We start from the raw sequence: 16,953 nt of genomic DNA, 5'->3' as shown, positions 1-16,953 counted from the left end.
TCTCCTTAGATGACTTTTGCTTCGTTCTTGAGCTTATCGACCAGGGCGGCCACGTCGGCCACCTTGATGCCTGCGCCGCGTTTGGCGGGTTCGGTCACCTTGAGGGTCTTCAGGCGGGGCGCCACGTCCACGCCGAGGTCTTCGGGCTTGACGGTATCGAGCTGCTTTTTCTTGGCCTTCATGATGTTGGGCAAGGTGACGTAGCGGGGCTCGTTCAGGCGCAGGTCGGTGGTGATGACGGCAGGGAGCGTGAGGGCCAGGGTTTCCAGGCCGCCGTCCACTTCACGGGTCACGCTGACTTTGTCGGCAGCGAGTTCGACCTTGCTGGCGAAGGTGGCCTGGGGCAGGTCGGCCAGGGCCGCCAGCATCTGGCCGGTCTGGTTGGCGTCGTCGTCGATGGCTTGTTTGCCCAGGATGATGAGAGAAGGCTGTTCTTTGTCGACCAGGGCTTTGAGAAGCTTGGCCACGGCCAGGGGCTGCAGTTCGACGTCGGTCTCGACCAGGATGGCGCGGTCGGCGCCAATGGCCATGGCGGTGCGCAGGGTTTCCTGGCATTGGGCTACGCCGCAGGAGACTGCGATGACTTCGGTCACCAGGCCTTTTTCTTTCAGGCGCACGGCCTCTTCGACGGCGATTTCGTCAAAGGGGTTCATGCTCATCTTCACGTTGGCGATGTCCACACCCGTGTTGTCCGACTTCACGCGGACCTTCACGTTGTAGTCCACCACGCGCTTGACAGGGACCAAGACCTTCATTGCTGCGGCTCCTAGAGAGTTGGTTGAATTGACGTTTACGTAAACTAGAACATTCTATGTCGCACTGCAGCGAAAGCGCTACGGAGCCACCACACAGACTGCACAATCACAAAAAAGAACGATCGTGCTTTTTGTGAATTATAGGCGAGTGCACAAGGCCAGTGTCTAGAGTGGGCTGTCGCCTGCGCTACCGGGCACCATCAGGACATCGGCGCGCTCCCGGCTCAGCCCGCAGAAGCCGGTGCTAGCGCGGGACTCCCGCTCGGCGACATCGCAGCCGGGACTGCGCCATCGACCTGGACATGCATGACCCGCTGCGGGTAAGGGATTTCGATCTGGTGGGCCCGCAGCGCACTCAGGATGGCCCGATTGATGTCCGAACGCAGTCCCAGAGACCCGTTTTCAGGGTCCGCAATCCAGAACCCCACCGTGAACTCCAGCCCATCGGCCCCGAAGGCCGACAGCGCGGCGCTGGGGGCCGGGTCGCGCAGCACCCGAGGGCTGACCAGGGCGGCATTGGTGAGCAACTGGGCCACCTGGTCCACATCGCTCTCATAGGCCACGCTGACCACGGTGGACATCCACACGCGCGGGTCTGACAGCGACAGGTTTTCCACCCGCTGGGTGATCAAGAGTTCGTTGGGCACGATGGATTCGCGCCCCGAGGGCGAGCGTATGACGGTGTAGCGGGCATTGATTTGCGTGATGCGCCCCTCGAACGTATCGAGCTTGACGTTGTCGCCGATGCGCATGCTGCGCTCGGCCAGGATCACAAAACCGCTGACATAGTTGGCCGCCAGCTTCTGCAGGCCAAAGCCAATGCCCACGCCGACCGCACCGCCCAGCACCGACAGCGCAGTCAGGTCGATGCCCACCGACGACAAGGCCACCAGCAAACCCACAAACACCAGCAGCGCCCGCACCGCATTGCTCACCGCCTTGCGCAGCGACAGCTCGGCACCCGTGGCCGAGCGCAGCAGCCGCGACTCGATGGCCGCCGAGATCCACAGGGCAATCAGCAGCACTGCCGCTGCGGTGACCGCCCCTTCGATGATGGTGCGCACCGACAGAGTCGCCCCGCCCACTTTCCAGTGGATCTGGTCCAGCTCGTCCAGCACCAGCGGCAGCAGCCCGGTGACCCACAGCACCATGCCCAGCCACGCCATCCAGGAGATGGAGCGCTCGATGGGCCGCACCCAGGCAGCGTCCGGGTAGGCCACCTGCAGCACCTTCACGCCAATGCGAATGACCACCAGCGCCACCAGCACCGGGATCGCAATCTTGAAAGCCGCCAGCGCCACCCAATGGTGCAGCAGGGTGCGCGCGATGTAGGCCAGACTCAGCAGCACCAGCGGAAACAGCGCGCCATCCACGATGCGCACACCAAACAGGATGGAGCGCGGGTCGCCCCGGCGCAGGCCGCGCTGCAGCAGCGCCACCAGCCCCCAGGCCAGGCCCACGCAGACTGCCAAAACAGCCAGCTCCACCAGCACCGTGGGGCTGAGAAAGGCCCGCACCCACAGGCCCACGTCGTCGAGCATCGGCTTGTCCATCGTGCGGTGCCTCAACGCTTCCAGGCGGGCTGGCGTTTTTCGGCAAACGCACAGGCGCCCTCCTGGGCGGCCGCGTCCATCATGTTGGTGGCCATGGTCTGGCCTGCCAGCTGGTAGGCGGCATCAATGCCCAGCTCGCGCTGCTGGTACACCAACGCCTTGCCCATGGCCACAGCCACGCGCGGCTTTTGAAGGATGGATTGCACCAGTTGCTCGACCTCGGCATCCAGCGCATCGGCAGCCACGACGCGGTTCACCAGCCCTTGCGCAAGTGCGGTGGGTGCATCGATGAAATCGCCGGTGAGCAGCATTTCCATCGCCCGCTTGGTGGGCACGTTGCGCACCAACGGCACGCTGGGCGTGGCACAGAACAGGCCATAGTGAATGCCGCTGGTGGCGAAGCTGGCCGTGTCAGCCGCCACGGCCAGGTCACACTGCGCCACCAGCTGGCACCCCGCAGCGGTGGCCATGCCCTGCACCCGCGCGATGACGGGCACGCTGAGCTTGTGGATCGTCAGCATCATCCGGCTGCACTGCGCAAACAACTTCTGGTAATACGCCAGCTCCGGGTGGGCCGCCATGTCCTTGAGGTTGTGGCCCGCGCAAAACGCCTTGCCGGCGGCCGCCAGCACCACCACACGCACCGACTCGTCGCGGTCCGCGTCGTCCAGTGCCTGCTGCAGCGCCGTGAGCATCTCGCTGCCCAGCGCGTTGAAGCGGGTGGGGTCGTTCAGGGTCAGGGTGACCACGCCGCGTATGTCGCGGGCAATTTGCAGCAGATCATGGGAATTCGTCATCATTCTTCTCCAGTGTTTTGCATGACCGGCACCGCCGAGACTGGCGCGTCTCCAGGCCGTCACCACCAAACAGGCGGCCCGTCAGAGCGCAGGTGCTCCAGACTGAGAGGGCTTACAAGTCCGCTAGAACCCGCAGATGCGCCTCCACGCTGCGCGCCAGCGGCCCCATCACGTAGCCGCCTTCCAGGCAAGACACGATGCGCCCCTTGGAGTAGCGCCGGGCCACGTCCTTCACGCGCTGGGTGATCCAGGTGTAGTCCTGCTCGGTCAGACCCAGCTGGCCCATGTCGTCCTCGCGGTGGCCGTCAAAACCGGCACTCACAAAAATCATCTCGGGCTTGAAGGCCTCCAGCCGGGGCATCCACATCATCTCGATGATCTCGCGGATGTCCATGCCGCGCGTGTACGCGGGCACCGGCACGTTGACCATGTTGGGGGCCGGGTCGTGATCGCCGCTGTAGGGGTAGAACGGGTGCTGGAAGATGCTGACCATCAGCGCGCGCGGGTCGTTGGCCAGGATGTCTTCGGTGCCGTTGCCGTGGTGCACGTCAAAGTCCACCACCGCCACCCGCTGCAGGTTGTAGCGCTGCAGCGCATATTTCACCGCCACCGCCACGTTGTTGAAAAAGCAAAAGCCCATCGCCTTGTCGCGGCAGGCATGGTGCCCTGGGGGGCGCACGGAGCAGAACGCGTTTTCGACCTCGCCCGCCATGACTGCATCGGTGGCGGCCAGCGCGGCCCCGGCGGCGCGCAAGGACGCCTTCCAGGTGTGGGCGTTGATGGAGGTGTCGGTATCGATCTGCGCGTAGCTCGGGCCGCCGGCCATCAGCTCTTCATTCAGCCGGTCGGACAGGCCGCGCAGTGCCGCAATGTGCATGCGGCCGTGGGCCAGTTCGATGTCGGCCAGCGAGGCTTCCGGGGCTTCGTAGCGCTCCAGCGCATCTCCCACGCCAGTGACCAGCAAACGGTCTTCAATCGCATCCAGCCGTTCGGGGCATTCGGGGTGGCCCGGGCCCATCTCGTGCTTCCAACAATCCCGGTGGGTGAAATAGCCCGTCTTGCTCACAGTCTTGTCCCCGCGTCTCGCATTTTTTGCCGTTTTTCGGATAACGTCGTGCCATGAATGCACAGCACAAGATCAAATCGCTCCTGGATCAGCTTAACACGGTGATCGTGGGCAAAAAGGCCCAGGTTCAGGACTGCGTGGCCTGCCTGCTGGCCGGCGGGCACCTGCTCATCGAAGACGTGCCGGGCGTGGGCAAGACCACGCTGGCGCACGCGTTGTCCCACACTTTTGGGCTGCAGTTTTCGCGCGTCCAGTTCACCGCAGACCTGATGCCCAGCGACCTGACCGGCGTGTCGGTGTATGAACGCGGCAAGGAAGCCTTTGTGTTCCACCCCGGCCCGGTGTTTGCCCAGGTGCTGCTGGCCGACGAGATCAACCGCGCCAGCCCCAAGACGCAGAGCGCCCTGCTCGAAGCCATGGAAGAAAAGCAGGTCTCGGTCGAGGGCGAAACCCGCGCCCTGCCCCACCCCTTCTTCGTGATCGCCACCCAGAACCCGCACGACCAGCTGGGCACCTTTGCGCTGCCCGAGTCGCAGCTTGACCGCTTCTTGATGCGCATCTCCATCGGCTACCCCGACCGTGCGGCCGAGCGCCTGCTGCTGTCGGGCGACGACCGGCGCGACATGGTGAGCAGCCTGCTGCCGCTGCTGTCGGCCGAGGAGCTGACCGAGCTGCAACGACAGGTGCAGGCCGTGCACACCGCCGATCCCCTGCTCAACTATGTGCAGGACCTGATCGCCGCCACCCGCTCGGGCCGCTGGTTCTTGCAGGGCCTGTCGCCCCGCGCGGGCATTGCCCTGCTGCGTGCGGCCAAGGCCCAGGCGCTCATCAGCGGGCGCGACTACGTGGCACCGGACGATGTGCAGGCCGTGCTGCCGCAAACCATTGCCCACCGCCTGGTGCCCGTGGGCGACGCCGGGCGCGGCGCGGTCGAGCAGGTGCGCGCCATGGTCGATGCCGTGCCGCTGCCCTGACCGATGGAATCCGCCGCCCATCCTTCCCACACGACGACCACGGGCTGGCGCGGCCTGGCCGTGCGGCTCAGCCCCATGGCGCACCTTCGCAGGCGCTTCCAGCGCTGGTGGCAGGCACGCCTGCCGCTGTCCGACACGCTGCAGCTCACCCAGCGCAATGTCTACATCCTGCCCACCAGCTCGGGCTGGATGCTGGCGCTCACGCTTGTGGTGCTGCTGGTGGCCTCCATCAACTACCAGCTCAACCTGGGCTACCTGCTGACCTTTTTGCTGGCCGGCAGCGCGGTGGTGGGCATGCACATCTGCCACGCCAACCTGCGCGGGCTGACGCTGCACCTGAAGGCGCCCGAGCCGCATTTTCTGGGCACGAGTACGGCGTTCGAGATCCAGCTGTCCAGTGATCGCAAGTCGCCCCGCTATGGCATTGCCCTGGCGGTGCACGGCACCGGCAAGGCCGAACACCACTGGGCCTGGACCGATGTGCCCGCCCAGGGCCAGGCCAGCGTGCAGGTCGCCTTCCAGCCCGGGCGCCGGGGGCTGCACCGGGTGCCCACCCTGACGGCCGAGACGCGGTTTCCGCTGGGCACCTTCCGCGTGTGGACCTACTGGCGACCCGCTGCCGAGGTGCTGGTGTACCCCGCGCCCGAGGTGCCGCCACAGCCCCTGCCGCCGGGCGAGCCCCGCGCCGGTGGCACGGGCACCGCGCCATCGCAGGGCATTGGCGAATTCGACGGCGTGCGGGCCTACCGGCGGGGCGACCCGCTCAAACTGGTGGTCTGGAAGAAGGCCGCCAAGTCGCTGGCCACCGGCACCGACGACCTGGTGAGCCGGGATGCGCAGCAGGCTCAGCGGCATGAGCTGTGGCTGGACCTGGCCCACGCCGCCCTGCCCAACCACGAGGCGCGCGTGTCGCGCCTGACGGCCTGGGTGCTGCAGGCCGACCGCCTGGGCCTGGACTATGGCCTGCGCCTGCCCGGCACCGAGATCGCGCCCGACACCGGGGCCGCCCACCGCAGGCGCTGCCTGGAGGCATTAGCCCTGTGTTGACCCGCTGCCGCTCATTTCAGCCCATAGTGGCCCCAAGCGCATGTTCATATTGCCCCAATAGCTATCAAATACGTAGCAAAATGAAATCCATCGCCCTCCGCACGGCCGCGCAGCCATGAGTCTGCGACAGACGCTCCACGCCCTGCCGCGCGACGCGCGCGACACGCTGTTCCTGCTCGTCGTGATTGCGTGGGTCATCGCCCCGCAGGTCAACGTGTTGCCTGTATGGGTGAGCCTGCTGGCTGCCGGGCTGATGCTGTGGCGCGGCTGGCTGGCGTTCAAGGGGCGCCCGCTGCCAACGCGCTGGGTGCTGGCCGTTCCGCTGGTGATTGCGGTGGCGGGCACGCTATACACGCACCGCACCATCCTGGGCCGCGATGCCGGGGTAACACTGATCGTGATGCTGCTGGCGCTCAAGATGCTGGAGCTGCGCGCACGGCGCGATGCGCTGGTGGTGTTCTTCCTGGGCTTCTTCACGATGCTCAGCAACTTCTTCTTCTCGCAGTCGCTGTTCACAGCCGCTGCCATGCTGGTGGCGCTGCTGGGGCTGCTCACGGCCCTGGTCAACGCCCACATGCCCGTGGGGCGCCCTCCGCTGTCGCAGGCACTGCGCACCGCAGGCACCATGGCCCTGCTGGGCGCGCCCATCATGGCGGCGCTGTTCATGCTGTTCCCGCGCATGGCGCCCCTGTGGGGCATGCCCAGCGACACCATGAGCGGGCGCAGCGGCCTGTCGGGTGTGATGAAGGTGGGCAATATTGCCGAACTGGCGCTGGACGACACGGTGGCCATGCGCGTGCGGTTTGACACCCCTGACGGCGCGGCGCCACCGCAGAGCGACCTGTACTTCCGTGGCCCGGTGTTCGGCACCTTCGATGGTGTCGAATGGCACCCGGTGTCGCCCCGCCCGGGCGATTATTCGCAGGCACGCGCCAACACGGTCGCCAACCTGCGCGTGCAAGGTCAGCCCGTGCGCTACGAGGTCACGCTGGAGCCTCACCAGCGCCCCTGGCTGCTGCTGCTGGATGCTGCGGTGGACAAACCCGCCGTCGCAGGCATGGACACCTTCATGACGCAGGACCTGCAGTGGCTGACCACCCGCGCCGTGACGGATGTGGTGCGGTACAAGGCCGAAAGCTACACGCAGTTTGCCCATGGCCCCAGCACCCCCAACGCCGCCCTGCGCACCTACACGGAGCTGCCCACCGGCTTCAACCCCCGCACGCTGGCGCTGGCCCAGCAAATGCGCAACGACCCCGCACTCAACCCCAACCCGGCGCAGGACAACACCGAGGCGCTGGTCAATGCCGCCCTGGCCCGCCTGCGTACCGGCGGGTATGTCTACACGCTCGAGCCCGGCGTGTACGGCCAGCACACCGCCGACGAGTTCTGGTTTGACCGCAAGGAGGGGTTTTGCGAGCACATCTCCGCGGCCTTTGTGGTGCTGATGCGCGCACTCGACATCCCGGCCCGCATCGTCACCGGTTACCAGGGCGGCGACCGCAACCCTGTGGACGGGCTCTGGACCGTGCGCCAGAGCGACGCCCATGCCTGGGCCGAAGTCTGGCTATCCGGCCGGGGCTGGGTGCGAGTGGACCCCACCGGCGCCGTGTCGCCAGGCCGCACCGGGGCCTTCCAGCGGCTGCGCGCCCCCCAGGGGGCCTTTGCCACAGCCATGGGCACGGTCATCAGCCCGGGCCTGGCGCAGAACCTGCGCGCCGTGTGGGAGGCCATCAACAACAGCTGGAACCAGTGGGTGCTCAACTACACCCAAAGCCGCCAGCTGGACCTGCTCAAGTCGCTGGGCTTTGAGTCGCCCAGCTGGCAGGACCTGACCATGGTGCTGGGCATCCTGATCATCGTGGCCGCCCTTGGGGGCATGGGCTGGAGCCTGTGGGAGCGCAGCCAGCACGACCCCTGGCTGCGTCTGCTGGCACGCGCGCGCCAGCGCCTGGCCCGCGCCGGGCTGGTGGTGCCCGACACCTTGCCGCCGCGGGCCATGGCCGAGCGGGTGCAGGCACAATTCGGCGCACCCGCTGCGGCGGTGGCCGACTGGCTGCTGCGGTTGGAGCGCGTGCGCTATGCCCCCCACCCGGAGGCCGCGCTGGGCGACTTACGTCGGGAGTTCCGCAGCATCGCCTGGCCGAAGCAGTGAATCATCCCCCTGAGCGGCTGCGCCGCTTCCCCCTTCTCTCGCGCTGTGCGCGGGAAGGGGGACGATGCCCTCGCTGCGGGGCGGCCCTTGCTCGACATCCCCATTAGAGAACGCGCCAGCCTCAGAACACCGGGCGCTACAAAGCTACAACCACTGACATGAAGAAGACAGCACCATGGACCGCAGCAGCTATTTTTTTGATAGCTGCCTGGGCATTACCTGCCAGCGCAAAGCCCGAAAATCAACCCAAATCAGCAGCCCAGAAGGCGCCTGCCAAAGCCGGTCAGGCCCCCCAGGGGCGGGCCAGTGCCAAGGCCCCGGTGCTCTACGCATCGCGCCCCGAAGCCATGGAGTTTGCCGACGACCTGGCCGCGCGCCGCGACCTGGACCGCGAGTGGGTGCGCCAGGCCATCGGGCATGCGCATTTCCTGCCCCAGGTGCCCCGCCTCATGCTGCCCCCCGCCAAGGGCACGGCCAAGAACTGGCGCGTTTACCGCAGCCGCTTCATCGACCCCATCCGCATCCGTGCGGGCGTGCGCTTCTGGCAAGAGAACCAGGCCACGCTGGAGCGTGCCGAGCGCGAGTTTGGCGTGCCCGCCGAGATCATCGTGGGCATCATTGGCGTGGAGACCATCTACGGCCAGCAGATGGGCACCTTCCGCGTGATGGACGCGCTGGCCACCCTGGCGTTCGACTTCCCCACTGCCCACCCGCGCGCCAAGGAGCGCACCGACTTCTTCCGCCGCGAGCTGGAGCAGTTCCTGAGCCTCACCAACCGCAGCAACACCGACCCCTTTGAGCCACGCGGCAGCTACGCGGGCGCCATGGGCCTGGGCCAGTTCATGCCCTCCAGCTGGGTGCGCTACGCGGTGGACTTTGATGGCGACGGCCGCGTGGACCTGTTCAAGAGCCCGGCCGATGCCATTGGCTCGGTGGCCAACTACTTCCGCGGCCACGGCTGGACACCCGGCATGCCCACGCACTTTGGGGTGCAGTTCGACAACGCGCGCCTGCAGCTGGACGACCTGCTCGCCCCCGACATCCTGCCCACCTTCAGTGCCGCCAGCATGTTGGCCAAGGGCGCTGTACTCGATGCCCAGGGTGCGCAGCACACGGGCCCGCTGGCGCTGGTGGAACTGCAAAACGGCAACGATGCCCCCAGCTACGTGGCGGGCACCGAGAACTTCTACGCCATCACGCGCTACAACTGGTCCAGCTACTACGCCATGGCGGTGATCGAGCTGGGCCGCGAGGTGGCGGCAGCGCGCTGATGGCGAACCCCTGCGCTGCTAACCCAACACCTACCGGCTGAACCCGGAGGTTTCTGCGGGCACGGAGCCCCTGCCCTGCACGCTTGCGCAAGTCAGTCCACAATGCCCGACTCCGACCGCTTGCACAGCGGCCCGGCCACGGCGGCGCGCCCTGGCCCTCCAAGAGAACCTTCCCCATGCCTGCATCACCTTCTCCAGCACCCGACACGGACGCCATCGTCAGCGTACGCGGCCTGAGCAAAACCTACGCCGGCGGCTTTCAGGCACTCAAGAACATCGACCTGGACATCCGGCGCGGCGAGATCTTTGCCCTGCTGGGGCCCAATGGCGCGGGCAAGACCACGCTGATCAGCGTGATTTGCGGCATGAGCAATGCCACGGCGGGCACCGTCACGGCAGATGGGCACGACACGGTACGCGACTACCGCGCAGCGCGTGCTGCGATTGGCCTGGTGCCCCAGGAGCTTCACACCGACTCGTTCGAGACCGTGTGGGCCACGGTGAACTTCAGCCGAGGGCTGTTTGGCAAGGCCCCCAACCCCGCTTACATCGAGAAGATCCTCAAAGACCTGTCGCTGTGGGACAAGAAGGACAACAAGATCCTTGCGCTGTCGGGCGGCATGAAACGCCGCGTGCTGATCGCCAAGGCGCTGTCGCATGAGCCCAAGATTCTGTTCCTCGACGAACCCAGCGCGGGCGTGGATGTGGAGCTGCGCCACGATATGTGGCGCCTGGTGCGGGCGCTGCGCGACGCGGGCACCACCATCATCCTGACCACCCACTACCTGGAAGAAGCCGAGGACATGGCCGACCGCATCGGTGTGATCCGCAAGGGCGAGTTGATCGTGGTGGAAGACAAGGCCGTGCTGATGCGCAAGCTGGGCAAGAAGGAACTTGCCATCACGCTGCAGCAACCCATGGAGCAGGTGCCCGCATCGCTCGCCCGCTGGCCGTTGGCGCTGAGCCAGGGCGGCACCGTGCTGACCTACACCTTCGACACGCAGCAGGAAGACACCGGCATCGCCGCCCTGCTGCGCGCCCTGACGGAGCACGGCATCGACTTCAAGGACCTGCATTCCAGCGAAAGCTCGCTCGAAGACATCTTCGTGAGCCTGGTGCACCAGGACAAGGCCCCCGCCCCTTCGGCCCAGAAAGCGATTCCAGCATGACCGGTGTGAACCTGCATGGCGTGCGCGCCATCTACCGCTTTGAAATGAACCGTGCCTTCCGCACCTGGATGCAGAGCCTGATTGCACCTGTGCTGACTACGGCGCTGTACTTCATCGTCTTCGGCTCCGCCATCGGCTCACGCATGGGTGACATCGGCGGGGTGAGCTATGGCGCCTACATCATCCCTGGCCTGCTCATGCTGTCACTGCTCTCTGAGAGCATTTCCAACTCGGCCTTCGGCATCTACATGCCCAAGTGGTCGGGCACCATCTACGAGCTGCTGAGCGCGCCGGTCAACTGGGTGGAGGTGCTGCTGGGCTATGTGGGCGCGGCAGCCAGCAAGTCGCTGCTGGTGTCGGTGCTCATCCTGTCCACTGCCCGGGTGTTCGTTCCGTACGAGGTGGCGCACCCGGTGTGGATGGTGGGCTTTCTGGTGCTCACGGCCGTCACGTTCTGCCTGTTCGGCTTCCTGATTGGCCTGTGGGCCGACAGCTTTCAAAAGCTGCAGGTGATACCGCTGCTGGTGATCACGCCGCTCACCTTTTTGGGCGGTGCGTTTTACAGCATCAGCATGCTGCCGCCGTTCTGGCAGACCGTGTCGTTGTTCAACCCGGTGGTGTACCTCATCAGCGGGCTGCGGTGGGCGTTCTACGGCCACGCCGACGTGCACATTGCGGTGAGCACCAGCATGACGCTGGTGTTCATGGCCCTGTGTCTCACCGTGGTGTGGTGGGTGTTCAAGACCGGCCACCGCATCCGGCGCTGAGCGCGATCACCTCGGTCGCCCCGACAGCCCGGGGCGGCCCCACGCATCAGTAGCGCAGCATCAATAACGCTGCATCTGGCAACTGTGCGGCTGCTGCGCCTTGGTGGCTGCAATCTGCCGCACCACGCGGAAGCCGTAGCCCGAGCCTTCCACGTCGAACTTCACGCCGGGCGCGCCTTTCTTGTCCATCACGCCCACCGCCAGCGCCTGCTGGAACTGGTGGTCGGCGGCGCGCATGGTGCCTCCCTGGCCGGCCAGTTGCACGTTGGCCGACTCCATCTGGCGCGCGACGGCCACCACGTCGGTGCTGCCCGCACGCTCGATGGACTGGGCCAGTGCCTCCACCATCAGCTGCATGCGCATGTGCACGTAGTCGTCCTGCGGCTTGGGAAAGCGTGTGCGGAAGGATTGGTAGAACGCCTCGCTCTGCGCGCCCGGCACGTTGGGCAGCCAGTCGGCCACGGCCACCACCTTGCCGATGCCCGCGTCGCCAATCGCAGCGGGCGCACCCAGCGCGTTGCCGTAGAAGGTGTAGAAGCTGCCCTCGTAGCCCACGTCCCGCGCGGCCTTGACCAGCAGCGTCAAGTCGTTGCCCCAGTTGCCGGTGACCACGGCCTGCGCGCCGCTGCTCTTGATCTTGACGGCGTAAGGCGCAAAGTCCTTCACGCGGCCGATGGGGTGCAGCTCTTCGCCCACCACGACCACATCGGGGCGCTGGGCGGCCAGCTGCTTTTTGGCCTCGCGCAGCACGGCCTGGCCAAAGCTGTAGTCTTGGCCGATGAGGTACACGCTCTTCAAGGCCTTGTCCTCGCGCATCACCTCCATCAGCGCGGCTATGCGCATGTCGGCATGGGCATCAAAGCGGAAGTGCCAGAAGCTGCACTTTTCGTTGGTAAGGATGGGGTCCACCGCCGAGTAGTTGAGGAACAGCACGCGCTTGTTCGGCTCGCGCTCGTTGTGCTTGTTGATGGCCTCGATCAGCACGGCGGCCGTGGATGACGAATTGCCCTGCAGGATGACCTGCGCACCATCGTCGATCGCAGCGCGCAGCGCAGACAGGGCTTCTTCGTTCTGGCCCTTGCTGTCGTAGCGCTCCAGCACCAGCGGGCGAGGCCCGCCGCTGCTGGCAGGCAGCTGCACGCCGCCGCGCGCGTTCACACGCTCCATGGCCCAGTAGATGTTGCGGTACACGGCCTCGCCGGTGTTGGCGAACGGACCCGAGAGGCTTTCGATGAGTGCCAGCTTGACCGGCTTGGCCTGGGCCACGGCGGCAGGGGCTGGGGCCTGCGCCTGCGCGGCAGGCGCCAACGCCACGGCGCCTGCAAGGGCCACTGCGGCCGCCCAAACGGTGTGACGTAATGCCGCAGCGCCTGATTTCAAGCCCACGGATTGCAATTTATTCATGGCATTTTTCCCTTGAAATGCGGCGTGGCCGCACACAACTCTCTGCCATGCGGCGACCACGTCGAGAGCCGCGCAGTGTATAGGAGTTACCCATGATCTTCGCCCCCGTGATCCGCCGCGCCGCTTATGCCCAAGCCCCCCGTTCCGCCGACCTGGCACTGCAACGTTTTCTGATGGGCGCGCTGGCACAGCCTGCATCCGCAGCGGCAGCACCCGCCGGTGGCTGCACCGTGACGCAGGACGAAAAGGCCACCACCTTGCAGCTGGACGTACCCGGCCTGGCCCGCGAACAGCTCTCGATCAGCATTGAGGGCCAGGTGGTGCAGGTGCAAAGCGTGGAAGGCGCACCGCGCAAGGTGCAGCGTGCATGGGAGCTGCCCACCGAGATCGATGCCAGCGCCAGCACCGCCAAGCTGGAAAACGGCGTGCTGACCCTGACGCTGGTCCGCCTGGAGCCCGTGAGCAAGGCCACCACGCTGACCATTCACTGAAGCGGGCAGCTCCCCAAACGATGGCGCGTAACGGCCATCGCTATATTTTCAATAGCATCCAAGGCATGATGCACTAGCGCTTCATGCCTTTTTTGCTTGCATGTCTGCTCAGAACCCTCTGCAAACGCCCTCACTCATGCCGTAGCGCATCGATGGGGTCCATGCGCGCCGCGCGCCGCGCCGGGAAGTAGCCAAACACCACACCGATCCCGGCCGAGAACAGGAACGACAGCAGGTTCACCCCCGGGTTGAACAGGTAGGGCACCCCCATCAGCCCCGACAGCGCGAGCGACGCGCCCGTGGCCAGCACGATGCCGATGAGCCCGCCCAAAGCGGCCAGCACCACGGCCTCGATCAGGAACTGCAGCAGCACCTCGCCCTCCAGCGCGCCAATGGCCAGGCGCAGGCCGATCTCGCGCGTGCGTTCGGTCACGCTCACCAGCATGATGTTCATGATGCCGATGCCGCCCACCAGCAGGCTCACGGCCGCCACAGCGCCCAGCAGCGTGGTCAGCACCTTGGTGGTGCCCGAGAGCGTGTCGGCCAGCTGCTTGGTGTCCAGCACGTTGAAGTTGTCTTCGTCAGAGTCCGACAGCTTGCGCAGCTCGCGCAGCAGTTGGGTGAGGCTGGCCTTCACCCGCTCGGGGTCGCTGCCGTCCTTCATCGACACCAGCAGCGTGTTCACCCGCGTGTTGCCCGTCACGCGGCGCTGCAGCGTGCGCAGCGGCACCAGCACGGTGTCGTCCTGGTCGTTGCCAAACGCACCCTGCCCTTTGGACGCCAACACGCCCACCACCTCGCACGAAAACGCCTTCACGCGCAGCTGGCCGCCCACGGCATCGGCCGTGCCAAACAGCTCGCGCCGCACGGTCTCGCCGATCAGGCAGACGGCAGCACCCGCGCGCAATTCAGCGTCGGTAAAGACGCGGCCCGTGCGCACCGTCCAATTGCCGGTCTCCAGCCAGGCGTTGGTGCTGCCGATCACGCTGGTCGTCCAGTTGCGCCCGCCCACCACCGCCGTGGCGGCGGCACGCGCCTCGGGCGCCACGGCCAGGATGCCGCCGATCTGCTGCGCGATCATGTCGGCATCGGTGTCCTTGAAGGCCGGGGCGCCGGTGCCACCGCCGGGCCCCATGCGCTGGCCGGGGCGTACCTGCAGCAGGTTGGTGCCCAGGCCCGAGATCTGGTTCTGAATGGCCAGCGTGGCGCCATTGCCCAGCGTGACCATGGTGATCACCGCGCTCACGCCGATCACGATGCCCAGGATGGTGAGGAAAGAGCGCATCAGGTTGCGCCGGATGGAACGCAACGCCAGCAGCAGGGTGTTGAGCAACATCAGTGGCCTCCCGCATCCGAACCGGCCACCGCCGGCAGGGCCGATGCTGCATCAGCGTCCAGGCCCTTGGGGTGTGGGTTGGCTGCATCGCTGTCCACCACGCCATCGACAAACCGCACGATGCGCCGCGCGTACTGCGCCATGTCGGGCTCGTGCGTGACCATCAGCACGGTGATGCCGTGGTCGGCGTTCAGGCGCCACAGCAGCTCCATGATCTCGACACTGCGCTGGGTGTCGAGGTTGCCGGTGGGCTCGTCGGCCAGCAGCACATCGGGCTCGGTGACGATGGCTCGCGCAATGGCCACGCGCTGCTGCTGCCCGCCCGACAGCTCGGCGGGCGTGTGGTGTTCCCAGCCCTTGAGGCCCACCGCTTCCAGCGCACGCGCGGCCGCTGCGTGGCGCGCGGTGGCCGACTCGCCCCGGTACAGCAGGGGCAGCTCCACATTCTCTTGCGCCGAGGTGCGCGCCAGCAGGTTGAAGCCCTGGAACACAAAGCCAAAGTAGCGCCGCCGCAGCCGTGCCCGCTCGTCGCGCGAGAGCGACTCCACATGCACGCCCTTGAACAGGTATTCGCCCGTGGTGGGCCGGTCCAGACAGCCCAGCGTGTTCATGGCGGTGGACTTGCCCGAGCCGCTGGGGCCCATGATGGCCACAAAGTCGCCCTGCGCAATGTCGAGGTCCACGCCCTTGAGCGCCTGAAAAGCCAGCGCTCCTTCGCCATAGACCTTGGTCACGCCGCGCAGGCGGATGAGGGGGGTGTCGCCTGCCACGCTCATGGCTTGGCCCCTGCCGCGCGCTGGTCGGTGATCACGGCCATGCCAGGGGTCAGGCCCTCGCCGCTGACCTCGGTATGGCGGCCGTCACTGATGCCCACCTGCACGGTCACAGGCTTGGCAGCACCGTCTTGCAGCACCCACACCTGGCGCGTCTTGCCCGCACCATCGCCTGCCTCTACACCTGCACCCGGCTTGCGTGGACCCGAGCCCGAGCGTGGCATGCGCGGCATGAGCTGCGACATGATGCCGCCACCACTGCCGCTGCCCGACGCGCCGGGCTTGGCACCACCCGCCCCAGGCTTCGCATCCGCCCCGGCGGCCTGCGCGGGCGTGAAGCGCAGCGCCGTGTTGGGCACCAGCAGCACGTCCTTGCGCTCGGTGGAAGTGATGGTTGCCGCCGCCGTCATGCCAGGGCGCAGGCTCATGTCACTGTTGTTCACCTCCAGCCAAGTGATGTAGGTCACCACGTTGTCCGTCTTGGTGGAGCCAAACGACACGCGTGTGACCTGGGCCGGATAGCGGCGCGAGGGATAGGCGCTGACCGTGAAGCTCGCGTCCTGCCCCACCTTGACCGATCCCACATCGGCCTCGTCCACGCTCACATCCAGCCGCAGCCGCGTGAGGTCTTCGGCCACGGTGAACAAGGTCACCGCCTGCAACGATGCAGCCACGGCGTTGCCGGGCTCCACCGAGCGTGTGAGCACCACGCCGTCGATGGGCGAGCGGATGGAGGCCTTGGAGAGGTTGGTCTCGTCGGTAGACAGTGCGGCGCGCGCGTCTTCCACCGTTGCACGTGCGCTGGTTTCGTCGGCCCGGGCGCGGTCCAGCGTGGCGCGGCCTGCGTCCAGCTCGGAGGCCGAAGGCACCTTGCCGCCGGACAGGCGGGCCACTTCCTCCAGCCGACCCAGGTTGGCAATGGCCTCCTTGGTGGTAGCCGCAGCCTGGGCCAGGCGGGCCTGCGCCGACGCCAGCGAGGCACGCGAGCGCAGCACCTGTGCTTCGAGCTTGGCGGTGTCCAGCTCCACCAGCAGCTGCCCCTTCTTGACCTTGTCGTTCACATCCACCAGCACGTTACGCACGGTGCCCGACAACTCGCTGCCGATGGTGACCGAGCGTGTGGGCTGCAGCGTGCCGTTGGCCGACACAGTGAGTGTGAGGTTGCCTCGTCGCAGTTCTTCGGTGACGTAGGTAGGTGCGGTGCTGGCGCTCTGGCGCGATTGCCAGGCATACAAGCCGCCACCCACCACGACGAGCGCCGCCACACCCAGCCACACGGTGGTGCGCTGCCACCAGCGGCGGGGCCGGTCGGCGCCCAGCAAGGCGCTCAGGTCAGCGGGGGCGGCTTTGGCGGTTGCAGAAGAAGCGGAGGTGTCGGTATTTGGCATGGGACGT

General features: G+C 66.6%; 15 protein-coding genes. 7 read left to right on the top strand and 8 right to left on the bottom strand.

Annotated features, from left to right (window positions below; all coding sequences use genetic code 11):
- Window positions 1-5: 5 nt before the first annotated feature.
- From ACODSM_RS08550 to ACODSM_RS08535, 4 genes are all read right to left on the bottom strand, one after another.
- Window positions 6-755, bottom strand: coding sequence for an electron transfer flavoprotein subunit beta/FixA family protein (locus ACODSM_RS08550; RefSeq protein WP_488804969.1), 750 nt, complete (start codon window positions 753-755; stop codon window positions 6-8).
- 224 nt (window positions 756-979) lie between these two features.
- Window positions 980-2,308, bottom strand: coding sequence for a mechanosensitive ion channel family protein (locus ACODSM_RS08545; protein WP_488804968.1), 1,329 nt, complete (start codon window positions 2,306-2,308; stop codon window positions 980-982).
- 11 nt (window positions 2,309-2,319) lie between these two features.
- Window positions 2,320-3,105, bottom strand: coding sequence for an enoyl-CoA hydratase (locus ACODSM_RS08540; protein WP_488804967.1), 786 nt, complete (start codon window positions 3,103-3,105; stop codon window positions 2,320-2,322).
- Window positions 3,106-3,217: 112 nt separating this feature from the next.
- Window positions 3,218-4,171, bottom strand: coding sequence for a histone deacetylase family protein (locus tag ACODSM_RS08535; RefSeq protein ID WP_015015122.1), 954 nt, complete (start codon window positions 4,169-4,171; stop codon window positions 3,218-3,220).
- A gap of 53 nt (window positions 4,172-4,224) precedes the next feature.
- On the opposite strand from ACODSM_RS08535, the gene ACODSM_RS08530 reads away from it, so the two are divergent.
- From ACODSM_RS08530 to ACODSM_RS08505, 6 genes are all read left to right on the top strand, one after another.
- The gene (locus ACODSM_RS08530) at window positions 4,225-5,145 is read left to right on the top strand and encodes an AAA family ATPase (protein ID WP_015015123.1); all 921 of its coding nucleotides are present in this window, start codon (window positions 4,225-4,227) and stop codon (window positions 5,143-5,145) included.
- A 3-nt stretch (window positions 5,146-5,148) separates the two neighbouring features.
- Entirely contained in the window at window positions 5,149-6,192 is a 1,044-nt protein-coding gene (locus ACODSM_RS08525) for a DUF58 domain-containing protein (protein ID WP_488804966.1), read from the top strand.
- Window positions 6,193-6,307: 115 nt separating this feature from the next.
- Window positions 6,308-8,347: a transglutaminase TgpA family protein gene (locus tag ACODSM_RS08520; protein WP_488804965.1), complete on the top strand. Its 2,040-nt coding sequence runs from the start codon at window positions 6,308-6,310 to the stop codon at window positions 8,345-8,347.
- A gap of 158 nt (window positions 8,348-8,505) precedes the next feature.
- Complete coding sequence (gene mltB, locus ACODSM_RS08515) at window positions 8,506-9,618, top strand: lytic murein transglycosylase B (protein ID WP_488804964.1); 1,113 nt, start codon at window positions 8,506-8,508, stop codon at window positions 9,616-9,618.
- Between the two features lie 176 nt (window positions 9,619-9,794).
- Window positions 9,795-10,787 carry an ABC transporter ATP-binding protein gene (locus tag ACODSM_RS08510; RefSeq protein ID WP_488804963.1) on the top strand — a complete coding sequence of 331 codons (993 nt, stop codon included), beginning with the start codon at window positions 9,795-9,797 and terminating at the stop codon, window positions 10,785-10,787.
- A 5-nt stretch (window positions 10,788-10,792) separates the two neighbouring features.
- Entirely contained in the window at window positions 10,793-11,554 is a 762-nt protein-coding gene (locus ACODSM_RS08505) for an ABC transporter permease (protein WP_056640850.1), read from the top strand.
- A 60-nt stretch (window positions 11,555-11,614) separates the two neighbouring features.
- Here the strand turns inward: ACODSM_RS08505 and ACODSM_RS08500 are convergent, their stop codons facing one another.
- A complete protein-coding gene (locus ACODSM_RS08500) occupies window positions 11,615-12,958 on the bottom strand; it encodes a branched-chain amino acid ABC transporter substrate-binding protein (protein ID WP_488804962.1) in 1,344 nt (447 codons plus the stop codon).
- A 92-nt stretch (window positions 12,959-13,050) separates the two neighbouring features.
- Here ACODSM_RS08500 and ACODSM_RS08495 point away from each other — a divergent pair, with 92 nt between their 5' ends.
- Window positions 13,051-13,449 (top strand): Hsp20/alpha crystallin family protein, encoded by a 399-nt coding sequence (locus ACODSM_RS08495; protein WP_121942370.1) that lies wholly within the window; start codon window positions 13,051-13,053, stop codon window positions 13,447-13,449.
- A gap of 130 nt (window positions 13,450-13,579) precedes the next feature.
- Here the strand turns inward: ACODSM_RS08495 and ACODSM_RS08490 are convergent, their stop codons facing one another.
- From ACODSM_RS08490 to ACODSM_RS08480, 3 genes are read right to left on the bottom strand one after another with little or no spacing between them, the layout of a single operon-like run.
- Window positions 13,580-14,785, bottom strand: coding sequence for an ABC transporter permease (locus ACODSM_RS08490; RefSeq protein WP_488804961.1), 1,206 nt, complete (start codon window positions 14,783-14,785; stop codon window positions 13,580-13,582).
- Window positions 14,785-15,561, bottom strand: a complete 777-nt coding sequence (locus tag ACODSM_RS08485; protein WP_488804960.1) for an ABC transporter ATP-binding protein — start codon at window positions 15,559-15,561, stop codon at window positions 14,785-14,787. Before ACODSM_RS08485 ends, ACODSM_RS08490 begins: the two co-directional genes overlap by 1 nt.
- Window positions 15,558-16,946 carry an efflux RND transporter periplasmic adaptor subunit gene (locus ACODSM_RS08480; protein ID WP_488804959.1) on the bottom strand — a complete coding sequence of 463 codons (1,389 nt, stop codon included), beginning with the start codon at window positions 16,944-16,946 and terminating at the stop codon, window positions 15,558-15,560. Before ACODSM_RS08480 ends, ACODSM_RS08485 begins: the two co-directional genes overlap by 4 nt.
- Window positions 16,947-16,953 lie beyond the last annotated feature (7 nt).

This window comes from Acidovorax sp. FG42, assembly GCF_057809195.1.
The sequence above is the reverse complement of the archived record's forward strand: the minus strand, read 5'-3'. Positions and strand labels throughout refer to the sequence as shown.

What these genes read in the sequence shown, in the direction of transcription:
- ACODSM_RS08495 (WP_121942370.1), top strand. Translation starts at nt 13,051, where the DNA reads ATGATCTTCGCCCCCGTGATCCGCCGCGCCGCTTATGCCCAAGCCCCC.
- ACODSM_RS08500 (WP_488804962.1), bottom strand. Translation starts at nt 12,958, where the DNA reads ATGAATAAATTGCAATCCGTGGGCTTGAAATCAGGCGCTGCGGCATTA.
- ACODSM_RS08485 (WP_488804960.1), bottom strand. Translation starts at nt 15,561, where the DNA reads ATGAGCGTGGCAGGCGACACCCCCCTCATCCGCCTGCGCGGCGTGACC.
- ACODSM_RS08525 (WP_488804966.1), top strand. Translation starts at nt 5,149, where the DNA reads ATGGAATCCGCCGCCCATCCTTCCCACACGACGACCACGGGCTGGCGC.
- ACODSM_RS08480 (WP_488804959.1), bottom strand. Translation starts at nt 16,946, where the DNA reads ATGCCAAATACCGACACCTCCGCTTCTTCTGCAACCGCCAAAGCCGCC.
- ACODSM_RS08520 (WP_488804965.1), top strand. Translation starts at nt 6,308, where the DNA reads ATGAGTCTGCGACAGACGCTCCACGCCCTGCCGCGCGACGCGCGCGAC.
- ACODSM_RS08545 (WP_488804968.1), bottom strand. Translation starts at nt 2,308, where the DNA reads ATGGACAAGCCGATGCTCGACGACGTGGGCCTGTGGGTGCGGGCCTTT.
- ACODSM_RS08540 (WP_488804967.1), bottom strand. Translation starts at nt 3,105, where the DNA reads ATGACGAATTCCCATGATCTGCTGCAAATTGCCCGCGACATACGCGGC.
- ACODSM_RS08490 (WP_488804961.1), bottom strand. Translation starts at nt 14,785, where the DNA reads ATGTTGCTCAACACCCTGCTGCTGGCGTTGCGTTCCATCCGGCGCAAC.
- ACODSM_RS08550 (WP_488804969.1), bottom strand. Translation starts at nt 755, where the DNA reads ATGAAGGTCTTGGTCCCTGTCAAGCGCGTGGTGGACTACAACGTGAAG.
- ACODSM_RS08530 (WP_015015123.1), top strand. Translation starts at nt 4,225, where the DNA reads ATGAATGCACAGCACAAGATCAAATCGCTCCTGGATCAGCTTAACACG.
- mltB (WP_488804964.1), top strand. Translation starts at nt 8,506, where the DNA reads ATGAAGAAGACAGCACCATGGACCGCAGCAGCTATTTTTTTGATAGCT.
- ACODSM_RS08510 (WP_488804963.1), top strand. Translation starts at nt 9,795, where the DNA reads ATGCCTGCATCACCTTCTCCAGCACCCGACACGGACGCCATCGTCAGC.